The organism is Christensenella sp. KGMB01412 (genome assembly GCF_055522415.1).
In genome coordinates this window covers 19752-43515 of record NZ_JBVFVW010000008.1, presented here as the reverse complement: position 1 = coordinate 43515, position 23764 = coordinate 19752, and the positions used below count along the sequence as shown (strand labels likewise).

The window sequence follows — 23764 nt, the reverse complement described above, 5'->3', positions numbered from 1 at the left end:
CCCCTTATTCTGCGGTCAAATTCAGTTCCGCAAGTTTTTCCTTCAATTCTTCATACTGCTCCCTGAGTGGTATATCCTTTGCATCCCTGCCGGGATAGATATCGTAAAGCTTTCTATATTCATACGGCGTGGCTTTTTGCATAATAACGTTCGCGCCGCATAATAAAGCGTTTTTCATGCCGCCCTTTACATTGAGGGCCGTTGTGGACGGCAGGTGGCATTTCGGAAGAAGCAGCCGCGCAAGCGCAAGCACCTTCAGCGTTTTGTGTGCGTTTCCATCCGCACTGCCCCGAAGCGGCGTATCCGGGTGCGCGATAAACGGCCCAATGCCTGCCATATCCACGCCCTCGCGTACCAACGTCAGCAAATCCTGAGCGAGGATTTCATCCGTTTGCCCCGGCAGTCCCACCATAAACCCGCCGCCAAGCTCAAAACCAAGTCCCTTGATCCTGCGCTGCGCGTCCAGCCTGCCTTCGAGCGGTACGCCGTGCAGCGATTGATACAACGCGGCGTTCGCCGTCTCATGCTTGAGTAAAAACCGGTCTGCTCCCGCCTGCTTCATAATACGGTATTCTTCAAGCGATCGTTCCCCAATGGACAGCGTAACAGCGCATTGCGCCTTTTCTTTGATGCGCCGGACGATGCCGGCCAACATTTCCGCGGTATAGTAGCAATCCTCTCCGCTTTGCAGGATAACCGTCCGGTAGACCTTTGCCGTATCCACCGCCGCCTCTACAAGCTCGTCGGGCGCCATGCGATAGCGCACCGCATCCTTCATCCGCGCGTTGATGCCGCAGTAAGCGCACAGGCATCTGCAATAGTTTGAAAATTCAATGATGCCGCGTACAAAAACAAGATTCCCGTATTGTTCGGTTTTTACCTTGTTCGCCGCGTAAAAAAGCTCCTCATTTATAGAATCGTCTTTCAGGATTGCAGCCAGCACCTCTGCCCGTGGCTGGCCAGTATCCAAAATATGGTTTCCCAGCGTATATTGCGCCATACTCCCTCCAATCAAAAAATGCCGCCCCTTCTGTAAAAAAGGACAGCATAACAAAAAATTATCATTGTTATAAAGGCCGTCCTCCCACTCAGATTCCTCCTTGTGGTCAGATTGTCTGTTGCTTGTTTTCTATTATATACTATTATTACCTATAAACCCAATACTATTTCACCAATCAGGAAATTATGTGGAAAGCCCTGCGATCGCGCAGCCTTTCAGCACAGCCAGGTCTACGCTGATCACATCTGCCGCAATGCCTATCGAATCAAGATAAGGCAGCAGGTTTGTAAGCGCTTCCTTTTTGAGCGCAAACATTTTATCGTATGTCGTGCCTTCAATCGTCATACAAATATGGCTGTTGTCCTTACACGCCTTTACAGCCATCGCAGCCATTTGAAGCGCAAGCAGCCGTCCTGCGCGCAGCACAATATTGAGAATGATCTCCCGTGCCGCCCACGCGTCCCGTTCCGTTTGGAAGTAACCTTTGAGCGCCCCTGTTCCATCCTCCAAAAATTCATTGACGTCCACGGTGGTAAGCGTTTTCGCCAAAGTAAACTCCTGCGAAAATACGCCCTCGCGTCCTGCGGCCCGCAACGTAAAATCGCACAGCCCGCCAAGATAGCCCCCGCTGGCCATTTTTTCAAAAATTCCCCTTCCGGGATTCAGCATGCTTTCGTCGAACGCAAGGTCAATATCGCTGCGTGGGATTTCGGAATAATTTCCCGCCTCTGTATTGATCACCATCACGCCGTCATCAGAGAATCCGTGCAGCTTGGCAATATTCTGGATGTTTTCCATATAGCAGCTGTTGCTGCCCGTGCCAAGGATCGTTCCCGTAAACGAACCATAGCCTTCGTTGATCTTTTCCGCTTTTCCCGCAAGGCAGGTCGCTACCGAATCGTTGATCACAACGATCCTGCCCCCATGGATTCCAAGCTTTTCAAAGGATGCTTTCAGTTCATCAACCATCTTCTTTCCGCCGGCGTTCTTCACTTTTACTTCTTTGGTGATTTCTACGATCTCACAATCGATGTTCGGAAGGCTGGGAATCACTTTTCCAGGATATGCAAATGAAATGACAATATCCTTAGTAATCCCTGTAAGGGGCGCAATTAAGCCCGCCAAAATGTCAAAAAATTCTCCCGCTTCTACTTCCTTTTCCACACCCGGCATCATATACCGGTTGATCTCTTCCGTATGAAAGCTTCCGTCCTGTAAAAATTTTGCGACCGTTATCCGCAGGTTTGTCCCGCCCGCATCCACGCAGATTACGGGCTTTTCGCGTTTTACTTCGCTTTTCAGCGAGATATAGGTCGGTATCATCAAAAGGGAGCTTTCTTCGCCGCACAGCCCTTTTTTCATCTCATCGAGATATGCCTCCATCTGCTCCGCAATATCGATAGAGGTATATTCCATTTTGTGCGTTTTAATAAATTCCTGCGCTGTCAGCATCCCGCTCTCCCTTCCTGCCTTAAGCTTCTTCTTTCCATTATATAAAAAATTCCCTTTTTTGCAATGTTATTTGACTATCTTTCCACGCTGCCGTAAAATAAAATCGTATTTTTATTTTAAAAAAGGAGTTAAATTATGTTCGAAGAAATTTTGGATGTCAAGGGCTGTGCCTGCGGGCATAACCACACGCTCAAAACGCGCGACTATATTGTCGAACGCAATGCCATGGAAAAGCTCCCGGCGCTGCTTGAAAAATCGTTTGCCGGTGCAAAGCCTCTCGCGGTATTTGACCAGAACACCTATGACGCGGCATATCCCAAACTGAAAAAAGCCCTTCCGGATATAGATACGCTGATCCTGACAGGCGAAAAAATCGTTCCGAACGAATTTCAGCTTGACACCGTCACGCAGGCGTTAAAAACCGGCGGCTTCGACTTACTGCTGGCCGTGGGGGCGGGCGTGATTACCGACGTCACACGCTATGTGGCATTAAAACAGGATGTTCCGTTCATTTCCGTTCCAACAGCTGCAAGTGTGGACGGCTTCGTATCCGATAATGCCGCGCTTACGTTAAACGGCGCGAAAGTAACGCTTCCGGCCAAGGCTCCGGACGCAGTGGTTGCCGATCTTGAGATCATTGCGGCCGCTCCGCTCAAAATGACCGCGTCCGGCGTGGGCGACATGCTGAGTAAATACATCAGCGTCGCTGACTGGAAAATCGGCCATCTTATCACAAACGAATACTATTGCCCGTTCGTCGCAGACCTTACCCTGAAAGCCGTCAATATTATTGTGGACAACATTGAAGCAATCAGGAAAGGCGACATCGAAAGCATCGGCACCCTGATGGAAGGACTTTTGCTCTCAGGAATCACCATTCAAATGGTCGGCATCACCCGCCCGGCATCAAGCTTCGAACATCATTTTTCACATTATCTGGAGGTAACACCCATCGAGGGAATCGACCACGACGCGCTGCACGGTGAAAAGGTTGGGATCGGAACCGTAAACGCAGCAAAATACTATCCTGTCTTCGCGGAACGGCTGGGGCGGATATTCAGGGAGAATCTGGAAAACCAGTTCAGTATGGAGCGCGTAAAAGAATATTACAGTAAATATCCCCAGAGCGTGGTGGAAATGGTCGAAAAAGAAAATACGCCCACCATCACGGGTAACCTCAACGTAGGCTTGCTTCGCCAAAACTTTGACAAGGTCCGGCAGGTTGCCTCTGAGGTCCCCTCTTCCGAAAAAATCGTAAGCACGCTTCGGACTGTAAACGGCTACACTGATTACCACCAGATCGGTATGACCGACGAACAGTTTAAGGAAACAATGAAAATCTGCTGTTATATCCGCAACCGCTTCACGCTGCTGCGCCTGATGTGCGATTACAGGTTGTTTGATTTCGATAAAGAGCTTACTTTCTGACGCACTTGTTACGGAAGTTTTCTTTCATTTATAATAATGCAGTCCCAAAACGATGCGGCGTGAGGCCGCATCGTTTTCAGGTTCTTATACACATTCTGCGTTGCGCTTCCGCTCGTTGCCACCCTCTCTTTTATGGTATTTTTCCTATATCATGTTTTCGTGATCTTTTCGGATTACCCCTTTACTAATTTAGCACGATGAATTATAATATCAAGGTAAGTCGCCTGAAATGGCAGCAAAACAAGTTCTGTTTTGTAAGAAAATTTGGTAAAGAGGTATGATACAAATGAAAAAGGTACTACTCATTGTTCTCGTGATCGCGTTTGCGGCGGTATGCTTTGTCGGCTGTGCCCCAAAGACGGAAACATCCAGCTCCGAGGCTTCCGGCTCGGCTGACGCATCGGCTGCAGCTGTGGATGATTCGCTCGATAAAATCAAGGAAAAAGGCGAATTCGTTATGGGTATGGACGACAGCTTCCCTCCGATGGGCTTTAAGGGAGATGACGGCGAGCTGACTGGCTTTGACGTGGAAATGGCGCAGGCGGTTGCAGAGCACATGGGCGTAAAAGTGAATTTGCAGGCAATCGACTGGAGCGCAAAGGAAATGGAGCTTGACGCAGGCAATGTTGATTTGTTGTGGAACGGCTATACCATCACGGACGAACGCAAGGAAAAGGTTCTGATGAGCGAGCCCTATATGGAAAATGAACAGGTAATCGTAGTAACGAAGGATTCCCCTGTAAATACGCTTGCAGACCTTGCCGGCAAAAAGGTTGCGGTGCAGGACGGTTCTTCCGCACAGGAAGCAATCGACGGGAATGAAGAACTAAAGAACTCCATTGCGGAGCAGATCGACTTCAAGGACAACGTAACGGCTATGATGGACGTTTCCTCCGGACAGGTGGATGCGCTTGCGGTAGACCTCGTTGTCGCGAACTACTATCTTGCAAAGCAGCCCGACCAGTTCCGTATCCTGGACGAAACGCTCGCTCCTGAAGAATACGGCATTGGTTTCCGCAAGGGTGAAGAGGCTTTCAAAAAGGCGGTAGAAGAAGCGCTTGCAGAAATGAAAAAGGACGGAACCGCAGCTGAAATCAGCACAAAATGGTTTGGTAAGGATGTTACGACGTTCTAACCGGTATCTTCTGGAAATGACGGGCAGCCTATCATCACGATGCTGCCCGATTTTTCATTTTATTTGTACTTTTGGAGTAATATGTAATGGAAAACTTTCTTAGTTTGGTTTTAGAGCTTGCAAACGGCCTTGGAGTAACGCTCTCCCTGTTTGCGCTCACGCTTGTCATTTCGATCCCGCTCGGTTTTTTGGGCTCGCAGATCAGCCTCAGCAAAAATAAAATCGGGAAAGGCATCTATAACGTTTACCTTGTTATCATGCGCGGTACGCCGCTTATTTTACAGGTGCTTTTCTTATATTTCGGTTTGAACCTGCTTTTTACAAATATTGGCGTATCCTTCCGGATCGGCCGTTTTGAATCTGCACTGCTTTCGTTCGTGCTCAATTACACGGCGTACTACAGCGAAATTTTCCGCGGCGGTATCCAGTCCATCAACCGTGGCCAGTATGAGGCCGCTTCTGTGCTTGGACTGGGAAAAGGGCTTACGATGCGAAAAATCGTCATACCACAGGTATTCAAAATCGTCATGCCCTCGCTTGGCAACGAGGTTATCAACCTTGTGAAGGATACCGCGCTCGTAAGCATCATCGCTCTTGGCGATTTGCTCAAAATGGCCCAGTCGGCAGCAATGCGCGAGGCTTCCGTTGTGCCGTTTATTGTGGCGATGTTATTCTACCTTGCCATTAACGCGATTGTGCAGCTTGTTTTAAAGCAAATTGAAAAACGCATGAACTATTACAGGATTTAGGTGATATTATGAGCGTACTTGAAGTTACAAAATTAAACAAAAGCTTTGGGACAACCCATGTTTTAAAAGATATAGACCTGACGCTTGAGAAGGGCGAAACCATGGCGATTATCGGTCCGTCCGGCAGCGGCAAAAGTACCCTTCTCAGGTGTATCAACTGTCTGGAACGCGCGGAAAAAGGAACGATCGTTTTGAATGGCATCACGATTGCAAGCGAACAAAACGGCGTGACGCAATACCTGAAGGAAGACGAGCTGATGAAGGCGCGCCTCCATCTCGGGATGGTATTCCAGAACTTTAATCTGTTTCCCCATCTCACTGTGATGGAAAACCTGACGCTTGCCCCAATTAATGTGGATAAAATTCCCAAAAACCAGGCGGAGGAAACCGCAATGACGCTGCTCAAAAAAGTTGGGCTCGGAGACAGGGGCGACGCATATCCCTTCGAGCTTTCCGGCGGACAGAGCCAGCGTGTGGCGATCGCGCGCGCGCTTGCTATGGATCCTGACATTCTTTGCTTTGACGAGCCTACATCGGCTCTCGATCCCGAGCTCACAGGCGAGGTTCTCGCCGTCATCAAGGAGCTTGCAGCTGAGCATATGACGATGCTGATTGTCACACACGAGATGGGATTTGCCAAGGAGGTTGCCAGTGAGGTTGTATTTATGGACGAGGGGCGCATTTTAGAGCGGGGCACACCTCAGGAGCTCTTGGTCAACCCAAAGGAAAACCGTATCAGGTTGTTCCTGAACAAACTTCTCAGCGTATAAAAATATATCGTGATACAGCGCGGACAGGAGGAAATCCTGTCCTTTTCTTTTTTCTTTTCATTTGATTTCCAAAGTGATACTATAGTGATAAGAGAACTTTTGAGACAACCTGGAGGCATTTGATGAATACAAAACTGGAACAATTATACACCATCCGGGCCTTTGATGTAGACACGAAGGGAAAATGGCGTCCATCCGCTATCCTGACGCGTTTACAGGAGATTGCAGAGGATCACGCAATCGCCGTGAACGCAGGCCGGAAGGAGCTTGTGGAGGAACGCGGCATGGCATGGATGCTTACCCGGCTCCATCTCCAGATGAAGCAATATCCTGACCTTACGGATACCATCAAGGTCGTGACCTGGCCCGGAAAGCCGACCAAGCTTTTTTTTGTGCGGCACTCGATGTTTTTCAGTGAAACGGGCGAGGAGCTCGGACGTGCAACCTCCCTTTGGGTGCTGTTCAACATCCGCGAACGCTTTTTATGCCGTACGGGCGATATCGGTGAAAATTATCCTTACGACCTTTCGCATGGCCGCGCGCTGCCCGATCCCGGTAAGATCAAGCTGCCGGACGAAATGCAGTATATGACTACGCGTACTGTGGCATACAGTGAGGTCGATATGAATGGCCACCTCAATAATGCCAAATACGCAGACTGGATTTGCGAGCTTTTTGATATCTCCCATTTAAAAAAGGCTTATATGGATCAATTCCGCATCAACTATATTGCGGAAGCCTATATGGGACAAAAGGTTGATTTATACTGCAAAGAAATAGACGGAACATGGTTTGTCTGTGGAAAAACAGGCAACAAGACTGTTTTTGACGCTTCCATCCAATGGAAATAATAGAAAGACGGGGGAAATAAATAATGGCAAAACGAATTGGTATCCTCACAAGCGGCGGAGACTGCCCGGGCCTTAACGCGGCGATCCGCGGCGTTGCCCGCGCTGCATACGAACGCATGGAGGGCGTAGAGATTATTGGCATTGCAAGCGGCTTTGCCGGGCTGATCAATGGTCAGTACCGCGCAATGGACAAAAGCGAATTTTCGGGAATCCTGACGCTGGGCGGCACGATTCTTGGTTCGGTGCGCACCCCCTTTAAGGATATGCGAAAAATTGGCGCGGATAATGTGGACAAGGTTGCCAGTATGGTGCAAAACTACGAAAAAATGAAGCTCGACTGCTTATGCACGCTGGGCGGTAACGGTACGCACAAAACGGCGAACCTGCTTTCCGAGGAAGGGCTGAATGTGATTGGCCTGCCCAAAACGATTGATAACGACATCTGGGGTACAGACGTTACCTTTGGTTTTCACACCGCTGTTGACACCGCCACGGACGTTCTTGACAGAGTGCACACGACTGCGGCAAGCCATGGACGCGTAATGGTGGTTGAGCTGATGGGCAACAAGGCCGGCTGGCTTACAATTTACGCTGGTATCGCAGGCGGAGCGGACGTAGTGCTGATCCCTGAAATTCCGTATGACCGCGAAACTGTAATCGAGGCTGTAAAACGGCGTGCGGAAAAAGGCAAAGCATTTTCTATCGTGGCGATTGCCGAGGGCGCGATCCGCAATGACGAAACAGGCATGAAACGCAAGGAAATACGTGCCAAACGCGCGGAAGAAGGCTATCCTTCGATTTCCACGCGTCTCGCGCATGCAATCGAATCCATAACGGGAATCGAGACGCGCACCGTTGTCCCCGGACACGTTCAACGCGGCGGGAGCCCAAGCGCATACGACAGGGTTCTTGCAACAAAATTTGGTATTCAGGCAGCTGATCTCATTTGCCAAAGCAAGTTTGGATATACGGTGGCAAAGAAAAACGGAAAGCTGACGCAAAACAAACTGGCGGACGTCGCCGGCAAAACAAAGCTGGTTACAAAGGACGACGACATTGTCCGCGCGGCTAAAAATATCGGGATATGCCTTGGTGAATAAAGAACTTTTGCTCATTGACATGTGAAAAGAACGGGCGCCACTTTGTGGCTGCCCGTTCTTTTATTTCAGCCTATTTACAGGTATCAGCCTTGTTCTTCGTCTTCCTTTCTTTTCAACGCCATTTTATTTTGATACATTGCACTGTCCGCCCGTTTGAAAACATCGGCGAAGGTCAGGTCCATATTCTCTTCATAAAGCGCAATTCCCCTTGCAATGTTAATTTCCCCGCCCGGTCTGGCGTTTACGTTAAACTCCTCTACCGCACATTCAAACCGATCCAATATTTCCGTATAATGCTCGTATTCATCATTTTCCAGAATTACTACAAACTCGTCTCCTCCCACGCGGTAGACAGGGCTTCGCTTAAACACTTTACAAATCAGCTTGCAGGCATCAATCAGCAGCATGTCTCCAAAATCATGACCGCAGGTATCGTTTACTGTTTTCAGGTTATTCAGGTCAAACACGATTACCGCAAATTCCGGCCTGCCTGTCCGCATCTTTTCTTCCAGCGCATCCGCCGCATCCTGATATGCGGTTTTATTCCTGCAGCCTGTCAGGCCGTCCCTGTAGGCCAGTCCATTGATATAGCCGATGTATTCCTGCAGATGGTTTACCGTTTGCTGGAAACTGTCCGCCAGCGTGCCCACCTCGTCCTTTGTCTGGTGGGAAAGCGTGACGGAAAGGTCTCCCTCCGCAATTTGCCGGGCAGCGGCATTCAGCTCCTTGAGCGGTCTCACGATCCTGCGCGTCAGCAGCACAGTCAGAAGAACGGCCAGCGCGGAGATTGCTATGACTGCAACCGAAATTTGCAGAATCAGATCATTTTTCGCCTTATCTATCTCGGAAGCCGGAGCGGTGATTGCAAGTCTCATTCCATTTCTCAGGCTTTCCAGAGCCATTTGCTTTTCTTCCCCGTTCCAGGTATAAGAAAACAAATAAGTGCTGTTTCCTCCATTTTTCAATTCTTCCGCAACCGGAATCAGGCTATTCTCCAGGCTGCCCATTGGCGTTCCCATTTCTATTGTTTTGTGATACATAACATTTGCTGATTCATCTGTCAAAAAGGCATAGCCGCTGTCATATACCTTTGTATCCTGAACAATATTTTTGATCACATCAAAATCAATATCCATACCAACCACGCCAATGGTGGTATTATTAGCATAAAGCGGTACAACATAAGAGATCATCTGGACATTGATGTTTTTATTCATATAAGGCGCCATCCACGTTGCCTTTCCGCTTTTGACAGGAACATAATACCAGCCCACGTGCTCAATATCATCAGGATTATAGCTTGAAAAATCAGTAGGAGTCAGCTCCTGAAAGCTTCCGTCCAAAGCTGTTTTGCTCCAGAAAAGGCCGGAGGTGGATTCTGAAAACTCCGGATTATACCGAATATAAACCGCAAGCGCGCCCTCTGTGTTGTTCGCGGCGTTGACCGCGACGTTCTGGATGTATTCTGTATATTCATCGACATAAGATGAATCCGTTTTGAACCTGTCAACGTCTTCGAGCTCTTCCATGGAATAATTGGCGAGCGTATCTACCGACTGCTCGATACGAGAGAGAAGCGCATCGATATTCTGCGCCCGTTCATTGCACAGCAGGTTCATGATCTGCGCCGAATCGTTATCGACTACTTTTTGAGCGTTATAAATACCCGCCCCGCCAATTACCACCGACGAAAGCAGGACGCATCCCAAAATCAAAACAACAAATTTTGTCTGGATCGATTTCATGCACTATCCCCCTGTTTTGTTTTACTATAGCATTAAAACCGCAAATAGAGCGCAAATAAAAAACCCCGAAAACGGGGTTTTGGTAAATTACTAATTTATTATTCAAGAGCGCCCAGCGTCATCTCTGCCCAACTGTACTGCGCCATATATTCGCCGCGATAAGCATTGACAGCCTCGGTATCCCTGCACAGGAAACGATACAGGTCACAGTCCACATTCCCACAATTAATGGCAAAGCTGTTGCGGCTTTTTACCAGAATGTCCTTTGCGCCAAGTTCTGCAAGGCGCCGTGTGAGATCCGCTATCAGAGTACGCAGATGGCTGCGGACAGAAACAGTATCCGGTTTATTTTCCCACAGCACAGCGCAAAGTTCGCCCGTGTTTGCCGAAGCTCCGCGCCTGTCTATGAGATAGGCAAGCAGCTCTTTTGTCTTTGCATGCGAGAAGCGCAACGGTACTCCATCCACAAAAACCTCAAAATTACCAAAGGTCTGCACACGTATCCTACCGTGTTCATTGGGAGGAAGCGCCTTTAATTCGTCAAGCTCCTCGCGCATCCGTTCTTTGGAAACCGGCTTGAGCAGGTAGCCTTTTGCATGAACGGAATATGCTTCCAGCGCATATTGCGGATAGCCGGTCACAAAAATTATTTTTGTGCCGCACGAAAGCTCGCGGATTTTTTTTGCAAGCTCCAGACCATTCATGCCAAATATCTCAATGTCAAGAAACGCCACGTCCAGGCGCAAGCCGCCAGCTATTGCGCCCAGCGCTTCCGACGGTTTTTGAAATCCACATACTTCACAATCCGGCTCCGCCTCTTTTATTGTTTTTACCAGCAGGCCAAGTACCAGCGGTTCATCATCTACGGCAATCGCTTTCATCGTTCAGGCTCCTTTGGAATCGTAATAATAACCGTTGTCCCTTTACCAATGCAGCTGTGGCCTCCTACGGAAAATACCGCTGTAAAGCTGTAAAAAGGATACCTTTTGAGTCCAGTTCAAATATTATACAAATATTGGTAAGATTGCAATTCATTTTTACGGAATTTGCAAAATTTCATTTAGTTCATATGATTTTTGAAGGCTTATTGACTGCGGCACACGCATTCCGGCTTTTCTGCATAGAAACCGCCTATACAAATCCCGGGTTCTGAAATTCCTGCACCCATGCCACGCAAAAGGACCGGCAAATGCCGGTCCCTCCACTTTGAGGTATCCTTGATGGTTCAGTCGCCGTTCCCCATTTATTGCTCGATTAATGTTCCGCTCTTCCCCTCCAATGCAAGAGGCGCTTTTTCGAGCGAGCCTATCACGGCCTTCCTGCCCGGAAGGCTTTTTGCAAACTCGCACGCCGCCTGCACCTTGGGCAGCATGCTGCCCGGCGCAAACTGTTGCTGTGCGATAAATTCCTGCGCCTCGTCGGGCGTCATATGTTCAATTTCCTGCTGGTTCGGTTTCCCAAAATTGATAAACACACGATCCACCGCCGTCAGGATAAACAGGTATTCCGCATGGACCAGCTCCGCGAGCTTTTCCGCCGCAAAGTCCTTATCCACCACAGCCGCAACGCCATGATAACCGGTCTCTGTCTTGATAACGGGAATCCCGCCGCCACCGCCGGCAATGATCACTTCTTTATCGCTGATGAGCGCATCAAGCGTCATATGCTCGTAAATGCTGACGGGCTTTGGCGAAGCCACCACACGCCGCCATCCCCGTCCGGAATCTTCAACGTATTTGCATCCTGTTTCCGCCATCAGTTTTTTCGCCGTCTCTTCGTCATAGAAGCCTCCGATTGGCTTGGTTGGGTTGGAAAAGGCCGGATCGTCCTCATCCACAATGACCTGTGTGAGCATTGTGATTACAGGCGTATCGTTACACCCCTGCGCTACAAGCTCCGCATCTATCGCCTGCTGCAGATGGTATCCAATATATCCCTGACTCATCGCCGTACATTCCGCAAGCGGCATTAATGGCGTATATCCGCCTTCGTACCCTTTTTCAAACGCAAGATTGATCATGCCTACCTGCGGGCCGTTTCCGTGGCAAACGATTACGTCGTTGCCCGCTAAAATCAGGGGAACAATCGCCTTTGCCGCATATCTCACTTTTTCTATCTGCGCCTCGGGGTTATTGCCAAGCGCATTCCCTCCAAGCGCAATTACCATTCTGCTCATCGTATTTTCCCTGCCTTTTCGGTATTTTGGGAGTATTCTAACCGTAAAACGAATCAAACATCCGTTCCTTTTATCCTGTTTCCTGTTTTATAACAATTTGCCAAAAGATTGGTTACAGGCTTTTGGTATAAATTATATATACAAGCGGTTTATGAAACGTTTCGCATTACCTGCATTATGTGAAACCGCTGTAAACCGGTGCGTTCCGGCACAACTCCGGGGCGGCAGAGCCGCCCCATGTGCCTTTTAAGTAGATGAATGTCTTATCTTTTCCCTGAGGGTTGTTGCTGCGTAATACAGTGGATGTTTCCGCCGCCAAGCAGGATTTCCCGCGCGGGGATCTGGACGATCTCCCTGTCCGGGAAGCATTCCTTAAGCGTCTGTACCGCTTTTTCATCGTTCGGATCGCCAAAACCCGGAACCGCGATTCCGCCGTTTGCAATATAGAAATTGACATAGGAAGCCGCAAGCCTGTCGCCTTCCTCACGAGGGAGCGTACCATCTACCGCATCAACGCCTTCGGATTCCTCTTTTGTGATCGTCACAGGGGAAGGAACATACATCTTTACGATTTCAATCTTCCTGCCCTTTGCATCCGTCGTATTTTCGAGGATATCATAATTCTCCTTGGAAATCGCATACTGCGGATCGTTTTCGTCGTCCGTCCATGCGAGCAACACCTTACCCGGCTTCACAAAACAGCAGATATTATCGACATGGCCGTTGGTCTCGTCAAGATAGATACCGTTTTTCAGCCAGATTACCTTATCAGCCCCAAGGTAATCGCACAAAACCTGCGTAATCTCTTCTTTTGAAAGCTGCGGGTTCCTGCCTTCGGAAAGCAGGCATTCCTCGGTCACCATGACCGTGCCTTCGCCATCCGAGTGGATGCTGCCGCCTTCCAGGACAAAATCATCCAGGCGGTATCTGCCCTTATATTCCATATCGCACATTTTGCGCGCGACCTCGTCGTCCAGGTTCCACGGGAAGTACAGGCCGTCAACAAGGCCTCCCCACGCATTGAACGTCCAATCTACGCCGCGTACTTCGCCTGTCTTGTCGTTTACGACAAATGTTGCGCCGCAATCGCGAATCCAGGAATCGTCGTTCGAGAGTTCCACAACGCGGATATCCTCAGGGAGCATTCCCCTTGCATTCTCGTATTGGTCTTCGTTCACGCCAACTGTAACAGGCTCAAATTTATTAATGGCCTTTGCAACCTCGACGAACACCTTTTGCGCGGGCTTTCCGCCCAGCCTCCAGTTATCAGGCCTCTGCGGCCACAGAATCCAGCAACCGTCGTGATGCTCAAATTCTCCCGGCATCCGGAAGCCGTCCGCCTTTGGTTTTGAAGTATAATTTTTCATATTAAACACTACCTTTCACTTTCAATATCCTTATTTCCGGCGGCGTTAAGGCCGCCATAAGTTACTCTTTTTGCTTAACCGCATCCGGCGGCGCTTTCCTTGTGGTAACCGCGGCAATGATTTCACCAAGCACCACAGAAATCACCACGCCGATGATCAGCACTACATCCGGCTCCAGCATTCCCGTATCCGCATTGTAAGGGAACAGCAGGAATATGATCGCCAGAATCAGCAGCGCGAACGGCACCCATGTCATAAGGCCGATCATGCCTTTTTTGCCCGGTACTTTATAGGGGCGTTCCCTGTCCGGATCGGTCTTACGCAGCTTTTGGAAGGCCGGGAACAGGAAAATGTAGGATGCGAGCAGCGTTACTACGTTAAGGGCAAACAATGTCCAGAAGGAATCGACTGCGTCCGGGTTTACCTGCCCGAGAATCGCAGCGATCACCACAATGACCGTTGCCACCACTCCATTGATAATGTTGGCGCTCGACGGCACCTCGTCTTTGTTTTCTTTTTCGAATACCTTGGGCATTGCATGATCGCGCGCCGCATACATTGCGACATAGTTGACGCCAAACGACCACGAAGAAAGGTTTGCAATGAGTGAAAACATAAACAGAATGCCGATAATCACAAGGAAGATGCCCGGTGCGCTTGCCAGCAATATACCTGCCGCATCCATAAATCCACTGTCTACGGAAAGCTCGTTATATGGAATCGCAGCGCTCACGCCGAATGCGCCAAATAAGTAGAATATCGCAATCAGGATACCGCCGACAACAATCGCCTTTGGAATTTCCTTCTTTGGATTTTGCATGTCGCCTGCAAACGTCGTAACGACCTCAAAGCCCATAAAGTTAAACAGGATGATCGATATAAACGAAATACCCATCAGGGGCGAGATGTCAGCGAGCGAGCCTGAATTTGCAAAGCCGTTTACAACCGCGCCGTAAATACCCAGTACGCCCATCGCCACGATCAATATTACTTTGACGATCGTTCCAATATTGATAAGCCATTTGCTTTGGCTCACCCGATAATTGCTGATTAATATAACAACCCAGATAAATACGAGCTGTATGACGAGAGTTACGATCCAGTTGATCTCCGCGCCTGTAACCGCCATCAGGATATCTGTGAACAAAACCGCCAACGACGCCATCCACAGCGGAAAATTAACCCAATAGTACCACGCGACGCGCGATCCGTTCTTACGTCCGAATGCACGCTTTACCCAATCGTAAAGTCCGCCCTCATCGTCGTAGGTTGTTCCGAGCTCTGCGGAAATCATTCCGTACGGCAGGAAAAAAGCAATGAGCATGATTGCCCACCAAATGTACTGCCATGGACCGATTGCCGCCGCAGGCGCTACCGCTTCCACAACAAGCACGATACATACCGCCGCGAGGACAGCGTCAAACAATTTGAATTTCTTCTTTGTAGCCATCATCTACCATTCCTCCTTCTCAGTTGCACATGCTTTGCCTTCGCTGCTATCCCTCGAAAGGGATGGTTTCAACGGGGAACAAAGCTTTTGCGCGTAATTATATTACCTTATTATTCCACGCTTCCGCCCTCGTTATGCACCGACGGAAGCATCGGTATCAATATTTTTTTGGGGGCGGAAACCGCCCCCGCAGAAGTCAGGTTCAGATTAGCTTGATTTCTTTCATGTACGCTTCCAGTCCGGCCTTGGAAGCATCACGCGCTACCATATCGACTGGTTTTTCCGGATACATAAAGTACACGAGAAGCGCGCGCATCGCTGTCAGGCGATTTTCCGCTTCGTCGATAACGATGGAATACGGCGCGTCGATTACTTCGTCCGTTACTTCCTCGCCGCGCGATGCGGGCAGGCAGTGCATGAATTTTACCTCAGGAGAAGCCTTTGCGATCATTGCCGCATCCACCTGGTATTTTGGATAGAAAATACGCATGCGTTCTTCCTTGGAAAGCTCCGCTTCATACAGTCCATACCAAACATCCGTATAAATAAAGTCAGCATCCTTGATGGCCTCGTCTTCATCTTCCGTGATCAGGAAGCTGCCGCCTGAAACCTTGCAGTTTTCTTCCGCGATTTTCTGGAAATTTTCCTTGAGCTGAAAACCCTTCGGCCCAAACTGCACAAAGTTCATGCCAAGCTTTGTGGTAAGCATCATAAGCGAGGCGCAAACCTGCGTCGCGTCGCCCACGAATACAACCTTGCAATCCTCCATCTTCTTACCCTTGGGAAGATGCTCTTTCATGGTGATTGCATCGCCCATTTCCTGCGTGGGATGGTTATAGTCGCTCATTCCGTTGATGACCGGAATGGAGGCTGCTCTGCCCATCTCAACAACCGTGCCGTGACGCTCTACGCGCGCCATCAGAATATCGACCAGCCTTGAAAGCACCTTCACCGTATCGCTCACGGATTCATGCTTGCCCATTTGTATCTGGCCCGGCGCGAGGTATTGTGCGTGCCCGCCCATCTGCGCCATTGCAGTTTCAAAGGAAACCCTTGTGCGCGTGGACGACTGCTCAAAAATCATACCCAGCACCTTATTTTTCATAAGCTGTGGATAATATCCCAATTTGATACATTTTTTGATTGCTATTCCGAGGTCAATCATCTCAACGAGTTCTTTCTTTGTAAAATCTGTAGTGTCAATAAAATCTTTGATACGAGCCATAACGGCGTCCTCCTTAGAATTTGGATTAATATAACACCGAAAAAAATTCGGTAAAAAGACATTTTGTTACTTTGTCGATGAAATGTGTTCCTCTGTTAGCTTCATCTTAATGAAAATCGTCCTTCAAGTCCATAGCTCCACAAGCTTTTGTAATAATCATAACGCATTTGACAGTTTGTTTCGTTCATGTGTACAAAATATCAAAACCCGGCGTTTTTCCTTCTCAAACGCTCTTCGCGCCGTTGCAGCGCACGCTCGTACTCCAGCTTTTCCTCGCTTGTCTCCGGCAGGAATTCCGGCACCTCCTGCGGGTTTCCATCGTAGCCCAGCGCTACAAAAACCAGGTATGCGGTATTGGTTCGCGTCTTTTTTTCACTGCGTGCCTTTTCGCTGTATACGTCTACACGCACTTCAAGCGACGTACGCCCCGTCCATGTGACGACCGCCTGCAGCGTTACGATAGCCCCAAGCGGAACCGGATGCTTAAAATCCATACTGTCGAGTGCGGCTGTCGTTACAATGGTATGCGCATGCCTTGTAGCGGCGACTGCCCCAACGATATCTACCCATTGCATGAGCGTGCCGCCATGCAGGTTCCCAAGCTGGTTAATATCCTCAGACATTACGATGTGCGTCGTTTCCGCACAGGCTCTTTTTGATCCTTCCATACTCAATTCCCCCAAATCGTATTGATAGTTTACTTATACCCAACTGTTTTTCATTTATTCAAAACAATTAAAATTATTTGCTTTCCTGCATAATCCGGAAATTGTTGTTTATTAATAATGAAACTGTTACTACAAAAAAGCTTTGGGAAGTATCACAATGAAAAAAATAACGTTCTTACAATTAATATTTTTAACAATGGCTTATTTTGCTTCGGTACGCCGCATCCCAAACATTGCCTACGCAGGCTGGGAATCCGTATCGTTCATGATCTTTGCGGTGCTTATGTTCGTAATCCCCATTTCCTTTGTGTCCGCGGAGTTCGCCACGGCAATGCCGGTAGATGGAGGGCCTTCCGTTTGGATCAGCAAAGCGATGTCCCCGCGCTGGGGTTTTATGGCTGCATGGCTGATTTGGGTACAGATGTGCTTTGGTATGGTGACCGTGGGCGCCGCGTTTGCGGATATGATCGCAACCATGCTGGGTGCGAAATCCCTGTTGAGCAACAACATTTTTATTGGCCTTATTGTGATCGCAGTTTTTTGGCTGATTACCTTCCTGATCATAAAGGGCGTTCCCATTACGCTGATCAGCACCTACGGCACGATCATCGGCCTCTTTATCCCGCTTGCGGTACTGCTCATTTTTGGGACGATTTATACATTTACCAACAACCCCGGCGTTTTTGAAGCGCCGTCTTTAAGCGACATGATCCCCAACGCAGGAGATATTGGGACGCTCTCGCGCCTTTCAGGCATCATATTCCTTTTTGCGGGCATGGAGCAGGCTTCCAGCTTTGCAAACCGCATCGATAACCCAAGAAAAAATTATCCGCGGGCGATTATACTGGCGACATGCCTCACCGCGGGATTATTTACTTATGCGGGCCTTATCACCGACTCTCTGGTTGCGGAGAGTAAAATTGCGCTTGCAGATCCCGCGCAGGTCTTTTCCGTTATGTTCAACAACTGGGGCGTGGGCTGGATCACGATTATCATTGCTGCAATGATTGCGCTATCGTGCATCACAGAAATCTCCGCCTGGACAGTCGGCCCTTCGCGTGGCATGCTGCAAAGCGCAAGAGCCGGTTCTCTTCCGCCCGTATTCCAGAAAACAAACAAACGCGATATTCCGGTTCCCCTGATGATCCTTCAGGCTGTAATCGTCACCGCGATCGCGTTGATTTTTGTATTTATTCCCGGAACAAACGGCGTATTTAATACAATCCTCACCATGGCGGTCGTATTATATTGCATTGTATATATTTTTATTCTTCTGTCCGGATTTATTTACCGCAAACGCCACCCCAATGAGAAGCACGCGTTTCAGCTTCCCGGCGGCAAGGTTGGCGCTGCAATCATTTCCGTAATAGGGCTTATCGGGGTGGGCTTTGTGATCGTCACCAGCTTCTTCCCTCCCGCTTCGCTCAAGCCGGACGAGCACGCGGGGTATATTCTGTTTATCCTGCTTGGAACGATCCTTTTAACGGCAATTCCTCTCCTCATTTACCGGTTCCGCAAGCCTTCGTGGAAAGTGGCTGAAGAGCGCACTGACGCATCCGTTGCGAAGGAGTCTGCCGATTCCTGAACAAGGCAACAAAAAACGCCTGATTATCATCAGGCGTTTTTATATTTGGGCTATATGCGGGAGAAAGCTTCAAAAACCAGTGCCAATCCTCCCATCGCGCCATTTCGTTCTCCGAATGCAAACAACGATTTCTTTGCTTCGCGCGCGCCGACCGGATACTCCATCCGTTCCAGATATTCAACAACCTTCTCATATAAAAGCGGGCATTCGTCGATAAAATCTCCACCAAAGCATATCTTTTGCGGGCTTAACAGGCACAGTGTATTTCCAACCGCCATGCTGATATAAAAGGCGCACTTTTTGACCGCCTCCACACACACCTCGTCTCCCTCCGTCACGCCTGCAACAACATCCTCAAATGTGACGTGCCCTTTCAGCCTGCTCTCCTGCCCGCCTGCCAGAAATTCTTTCGCATAGCGGACGGCAGCCTGCCCGTTTGCCTGCGCCTCAAGGCAGCCCCTGTTTCCGCAGGTGCAGGGATAACCGTCTACCTGCACAACCGTGTGCCCAATGTCCATGGATTCGCCTTCCTTCTCCTGGAAGATTCGTCCGTTTAAAACCAGCGCGCCTCCTATGCCAACTTCCCCAACCGTGATTCCAAAGATACGCTGGCTCCCGGCGTCCGCTCCAAACCAGTAATCCGCAAGCACAGCGCACGAGGTCTCCTTGCTTGTAAAAATCTTCAGCCCGAGCCTGTCTTCGAGGATGTCTTTGATTGGCACATTGAGCCATCCGGGAAAATTGGGCGGATTGATCATTATGCCCTTTGCATAATTACAGGGCCCGGGAATTGCAAGCCCAAGGCCCAAAACCTGTTCCTTTTCGATTCCAACTTCTTCGATTGCCTTTTCTACAATCTGCGCCATTCGCTCGATGATTTCGTCCCTGCCCTCCGCAAGGTCGATCTGCACGCGTTTGCCATACAGCACGTCGGCTTTGAAATCACTCACTACGCAGACAATATTCGTTACGTCGAGCTCAAGGCCCACCGCATAACCCGCTTTGGCGTTCAGCTCGAGCAGGATCGGCTTTCTGCCGCCCAGCTCAGACTCTCCGCTTCCCGTTTCGATCACATAGTTCTGTTCGATCAGCATAGCCGTGATATTCGTGACGGTTCCAGTAGTAAGGCCGGTCTTAGCCGAAAGGTCCTTTCGCGAGATATTTCCCGCCTTACGAATTTCACTGAGGATATTCTGTGCATTAATCTCTTTCATTTTTTTGTTGTTAATGCGTCCCTGTGCCATGGCTAACTCCTGAATCGTCTTTTACTATTATTTTAAACGTTTTTTAACGAAATCTCAATAGATTCCTACGCTTCTTAAAAAACAGGGCACAGCCGTCCTGTGCCCTGTTCCAGTTACCGTGTCCCGGCGTTTCCCATACACGTTTGCCGGATTCGGTTTTCTCAGCCTTTTTTGAGACGAATCAATGCGATCGTGTTCTCTCCGCCGCTTTCTTCACTCAAAATTTCATATTCCCCAAATGACGCGGGAATTACCGCCGCCTGATAACGATTCAGGCGCGTGCAAAGCTCCGGATTCTTTTTGGAACGGATGATCGCGCTCTTGCCGGCCGCTAAGGTCAGTACTTGTGCGAATTTCCCTTCCGTATCATTTTCAGCCCTGTCATAATAAAGGATACGCTCGATTTCAAACGGCATTTCCGGCAGGCTGGAATACCGCTCTTTATAGTAGTCCTTCGTCCACTTCACAACGCTGCGCTGTGCGCGCAGATGATCCTTCACGTAGCTTTCCCTGCGCCACCTGCTGTTTGGGAAAACATGATCCGGCTGCATTTTCATCGGGCTTCCTGTCATAGATTTCGCGTTATCATCCCATGTCTTTGCCGCATATCCGTACGAGAAGAAGGAGTATTCCGTACCCGCTACAGACGGGCAGGTATCCATCTCAAGCACCATCTGGTTTCCGCCGTGGCCGTGGTCTGTTCCCGGCGGGATCAGATACAGGTCTCCCACCCGCGATTCCCAGCGGCACACATAATCCTTCCAGTCCTCAAAAAATGTTTTGTTATCGGATTCCCGGCATTTTCTCTCCCATGCTTCAAGATCTGCGTCATCCTTGAAGCCCATGAGCGTATTCGCCCCTTCATATGCTTCCATAATGTAGTAGGTTTCATACCGTCCAAGAGGCTCGTTAAAATGCTTCTTTACGTAATCCGTACTTGGATGGTTGTGGATCGGCATACTGCTTCTTTCCTGCGATACCGGCTTTTCGAAATACCCGTCGTCGCACCAGACGCTAAGCGGGAACAGTCCGGGATATTCCTTATCAATGGTTTCACCGACAAGCTCTTTTCCATAGTAAGTCATATTCGAAAACGGCATATTGATCACAATCCCGTCTCCAATATCCGCCATCACTCCAAGCTCTACGCCCGCAAGCTCGTTCCAGCCGCTGCACGAAAGCCCTTTTACATCCCACAAATCTTTGAAGCGGTATCCTCCCCACGGGCCGGGCTGATATATCTCCACTTCCTTGATCGGGTATTTCACAAGCGTGGAGGCGATTTCCCGGTAGCTCTCCATAGGCATCAGCTTCAGGTCGTCCGCGCTGACCGCCTGCACATAGTAATCCGCTTTGCCAAACAAATTAAATTTCTGGCGGATCAGCAGGTAGTAATCGCAATAATAATATTCCTTCCAGTTGTAATCCTTTTTAGGCTGCGTCTCGCCAAAGGGAACCAGTTCCCCGCCCCACATCTGCCACAGCATGGGCTGCTGCGTTTTATCAAAATAAAATACTTTGTCATATTCGCTATAAAGCTCTTCCACCGCGCTGCCGTATCCATAAACCAGGGTTGCCTGTTTGCGCGAAGCAAGCTCTTTTTTCAGTTCGCTGACTTTGCCCGGATCCATCACGTCACTGATGGTACCGCTATCGTTCACCCAGCCAAACGACGGATCGTCCGTAACAAAGGTCTTTTTATACTCCGCCATTTTATCCGCAGGCAGCGCATAATGCGCCGCCGGAAGAAGCTGCGCCTCAATCCCTCTTTTTTCAAGCTCTTTTCCAATCCATCCCGCAATCTTTTCAAATTCTACGCCATACCATCCGTCAAGCGCTATATTTGCGTGCTCCGTTACGGAAAATGCGTCTGCGATTGCTGCGACCACTGTGTCCGTACCCTGCACGACCGATTCCCTGACCTCAGGCTTTACGCTGATTTCATTCAATACGTTTTCTGTTCCTTCGTATAGTGGCATAAATCCATCCTCCTGTTTTTTTGTTTGCATCCTGTGTTGAGATTTGTTTTCATCGCCGATACCGGCATTTATTTATCAATTAATTTAAAGTTTAAATTAATTATATGCCCAACATCTTTCCCTGTCAAGCCCTTTATTTAAAAATTTACAAAACAAAGGGAACGGCGGCGGCCATTCCCTTTTCCTGAAATCAATATGAAGATCGATTTAAAACATACCCGCGGGTTTTTCTGAAAGGTTGATCAAAATATTCTTCATTTGCGTATAATGCTCCAGGATCACCTTATGTGTCTCGCGCCCGATTCCTGATTCCTTATATCCGCCAAACGGCGCGCCTGCCGGGAAGGAGTTGTATGTGTTTACCCACATACGTCCCGTCTTCACGCCGCGCGCAACACGGATGGCACGATTGAGGTCCTTTGTCCATACCCCGCCGGCCAGGCCGTAATCGCTGTCGTTCGCCATTTCGATCGCTTCTTCCTCCGTACGGAATTTGATGACAACCGCTACGGGCCCAAATATTTCTTCCTGCGCGACGCGCATATCGTTTGTCACATCAACGAGGAGCGTGGGCCGCATAAAGCAGCCTTTGCCAAGGCCGTTTTCCGTCATGCGTTCTCCGCCGCACGCCACCTTTGCCCCTTCCTTTTTGCCAATTTCAATATAGTCCAATATCTTTTTGAGTTGTCCTTCCGATATCTGCGCGCCCATCTGCGTATCTTCCTTCCACGGCTCGCCGACTTTGACGCGATTGAAACGCTCCACTGCATCCGCAACAAATTTATCGTAGATACCCTCCTGTACAAAAACGCGCGAGCCTGCGCTGCACACCTGCCCCTGATTGAACAGGATGCCCATTTGTACGCCTTCCATTGCCATATCCCAGTTACAATCGTCAAAGAAGATATTCGCGGATTTTCCACCCAGCTCGAGTGTCGCCGGAATCATCTTCTCTGCGGCGGCCTCGGCAACCGATATGCCGACCTCTGTAGAGCCTGTAAACGCAAGCTTGCTGAAGCCTTTGTTTTTCAGCATATATTCGCCCGACTTTGAGCCCTTGCCTGTGATTACGTTAAATACGCCCGGCGGGAGTACATCCTGCGTCAGCTTTGCAAACTCAAGCATACTGAGCGGTGTACTGCTGGAGGATTTCAATACCGTGCAACAGCCGGCTGCAAGCACCGGGGCGAGCTTCCATGCCGCCATCAGGAAAGGAAAATTCCATGGAACGATCTGCCCCACTACGCCAATCGGTTCGCGCAGGATGAGGTTCAGTGTGTTTTTGTCGAGCATCACCGCTTCGCCTTCTTCCGTGCGGACTGCACCCGCAAAATAACGGAAATGGTCCGCCGCAAGCGGTACGTCCGCACCCATTGTCTCACGAATGGGCTTACCGTTATCCATCATCTCGATTTGTGCAAGGCGCTCTCTGTTATCCTCAATAATTTCCGCAATTTTAATCAGTATTCTCTGACGTTCTTCCGGGCTGACGTCCTTCCACGTTTCCCATGCCTTCCATGCCGCCTTTACTGCGTGATCCACGTCCTGCTCCGTCGCCTCCGCGCACGTTGCAAGGCGTTCCCCGTTTGCCGGGCAATACGTTTCAAAAGTGCCCGCGTCGCTCGCATCCACCCATTTCCCGCCGATGTACAGCTTATAACTATCGTCAATATACTTTGCCATTTGATTTCCCTCCGATTATTTTTTACTCCCGTGACTCCTGTGCCGCGCACAGGCCTGTTTCTTTGCTTCATTTGTAACCAAACGGCGTATTGTGAACATTAAAATCACAAAAAAATGCCGTGCGTTTTATTTTCGCACAGCATTTCATTTTGAAACA

At 49.2% G+C, this 23764-nt stretch carries 19 protein-coding genes; 7 read left to right on the top strand and 12 right to left on the bottom strand.

Annotated elements, in window-relative coordinates; genetic code table 11:
* Positions 1-4: 4 nt before the first annotated feature.
* On the bottom strand, positions 5-1000 hold the full coding sequence (gene hydE, locus ACS5WU_RS11565; protein ID WP_059109468.1) for a [FeFe] hydrogenase H-cluster radical SAM maturase HydE: 996 nt from the start codon (positions 998-1000) through the stop codon (positions 5-7).
* Between the two features lie 183 nt (positions 1001-1183).
* The gene (locus tag ACS5WU_RS11560; protein ID WP_465089172.1) at positions 1184-2452 is read right to left on the bottom strand and encodes a hexokinase family protein; all 1269 of its coding nucleotides are present in this window, start codon (positions 2450-2452) and stop codon (positions 1184-1186) included.
* A gap of 135 nt (positions 2453-2587) precedes the next feature.
* Between ACS5WU_RS11560 and ACS5WU_RS11555 the strand changes: the two genes are divergently transcribed.
* The 6 genes from ACS5WU_RS11555 (at position 2588) to ACS5WU_RS11530 (ending at position 8485) form a co-directional block, all read left to right on the top strand.
* Entirely contained in the window at positions 2588-3880 is a 1293-nt protein-coding gene (locus ACS5WU_RS11555; RefSeq protein WP_302761948.1) for a sn-glycerol-1-phosphate dehydrogenase, read from the top strand.
* A gap of 286 nt (positions 3881-4166) precedes the next feature.
* Complete coding sequence (locus ACS5WU_RS11550; protein ID WP_302761946.1) at positions 4167-5015, top strand: amino acid ABC transporter substrate-binding protein; 849 nt, start codon at positions 4167-4169, stop codon at positions 5013-5015.
* Positions 5016-5101: 86 nt separating this feature from the next.
* Positions 5102-5764: an amino acid ABC transporter permease gene (locus ACS5WU_RS11545; protein WP_302761944.1), complete on the top strand. Its 663-nt coding sequence runs from the start codon at positions 5102-5104 to the stop codon at positions 5762-5764.
* Between the two features lie 8 nt (positions 5765-5772).
* Complete coding sequence (locus ACS5WU_RS11540) at positions 5773-6534, top strand: amino acid ABC transporter ATP-binding protein (protein ID WP_152651673.1); 762 nt, start codon at positions 5773-5775, stop codon at positions 6532-6534.
* A 122-nt stretch (positions 6535-6656) separates the two neighbouring features.
* Positions 6657-7385 carry an acyl-[acyl-carrier-protein] thioesterase gene (locus tag ACS5WU_RS11535; RefSeq protein ID WP_046443771.1) on the top strand — a complete coding sequence of 243 codons (729 nt, stop codon included), beginning with the start codon at positions 6657-6659 and terminating at the stop codon, positions 7383-7385.
* 23 nt (positions 7386-7408) lie between these two features.
* Positions 7409-8485 (top strand): 6-phosphofructokinase, encoded by a 1077-nt coding sequence (locus tag ACS5WU_RS11530; protein ID WP_046443772.1) that lies wholly within the window; start codon positions 7409-7411, stop codon positions 8483-8485.
* A gap of 83 nt (positions 8486-8568) precedes the next feature.
* Here the strand turns inward: ACS5WU_RS11530 and ACS5WU_RS11525 are convergent, their stop codons facing one another.
* The 7 genes from ACS5WU_RS11525 to ACS5WU_RS11495 form a co-directional block, all read right to left on the bottom strand.
* Positions 8569-10230, bottom strand: a complete 1662-nt coding sequence (locus ACS5WU_RS11525) for a sensor domain-containing diguanylate cyclase (RefSeq protein ID WP_465089171.1) — start codon at positions 10228-10230, stop codon at positions 8569-8571.
* Positions 10231-10328: 98 nt separating this feature from the next.
* Positions 10329-11111 (bottom strand): response regulator, encoded by a 783-nt coding sequence (locus ACS5WU_RS11520; RefSeq protein ID WP_059109471.1) that lies wholly within the window; start codon positions 11109-11111, stop codon positions 10329-10331.
* 362 nt (positions 11112-11473) lie between these two features.
* A complete protein-coding gene (gene arcC, locus ACS5WU_RS11515; RefSeq protein ID WP_059109472.1) occupies positions 11474-12406 on the bottom strand; it encodes a carbamate kinase in 933 nt (310 codons plus the stop codon).
* A gap of 263 nt (positions 12407-12669) precedes the next feature.
* Positions 12670-13773 (bottom strand): agmatine deiminase, encoded by a 1104-nt coding sequence (aguA, locus tag ACS5WU_RS11510; RefSeq protein WP_302762228.1) that lies wholly within the window; start codon positions 13771-13773, stop codon positions 12670-12672.
* A 61-nt stretch (positions 13774-13834) separates the two neighbouring features.
* Positions 13835-15223, bottom strand: coding sequence for an APC family permease (locus ACS5WU_RS11505; RefSeq protein ID WP_046443805.1), 1389 nt, complete (start codon positions 15221-15223; stop codon positions 13835-13837).
* A 202-nt stretch (positions 15224-15425) separates the two neighbouring features.
* On the bottom strand, positions 15426-16448 hold the full coding sequence (gene ptcA, locus ACS5WU_RS11500) for a putrescine carbamoyltransferase (RefSeq protein WP_046443777.1): 1023 nt from the start codon (positions 16446-16448) through the stop codon (positions 15426-15428).
* A 200-nt stretch (positions 16449-16648) separates the two neighbouring features.
* On the bottom strand, positions 16649-17116 hold the full coding sequence (locus tag ACS5WU_RS11495; protein WP_046443778.1) for an acyl-CoA thioesterase: 468 nt from the start codon (positions 17114-17116) through the stop codon (positions 16649-16651).
* A 157-nt stretch (positions 17117-17273) separates the two neighbouring features.
* Here ACS5WU_RS11495 and ACS5WU_RS11490 point away from each other — a divergent pair, with 157 nt between their 5' ends.
* A complete protein-coding gene (locus tag ACS5WU_RS11490; RefSeq protein ID WP_046443779.1) occupies positions 17274-18701 on the top strand; it encodes an amino acid permease in 1428 nt (475 codons plus the stop codon).
* Between the two features lie 50 nt (positions 18702-18751).
* On the opposite strand, the gene ACS5WU_RS11485 is transcribed toward ACS5WU_RS11490, so the two are convergent.
* The 3 genes from ACS5WU_RS11485 to ACS5WU_RS11475 form a co-directional block, all read right to left on the bottom strand.
* Complete coding sequence (locus ACS5WU_RS11485) at positions 18752-19945, bottom strand: ROK family transcriptional regulator (RefSeq protein ID WP_046443780.1); 1194 nt, start codon at positions 19943-19945, stop codon at positions 18752-18754.
* A 161-nt stretch (positions 19946-20106) separates the two neighbouring features.
* Complete coding sequence (locus ACS5WU_RS11480; RefSeq protein WP_302760201.1) at positions 20107-21924, bottom strand: cupin domain-containing protein; 1818 nt, start codon at positions 21922-21924, stop codon at positions 20107-20109.
* Positions 21925-22131: 207 nt separating this feature from the next.
* A complete protein-coding gene (locus ACS5WU_RS11475) occupies positions 22132-23607 on the bottom strand; it encodes an aldehyde dehydrogenase family protein (protein ID WP_302760200.1) in 1476 nt (491 codons plus the stop codon).
* Positions 23608-23764: the final 157 nt, after the last annotated feature.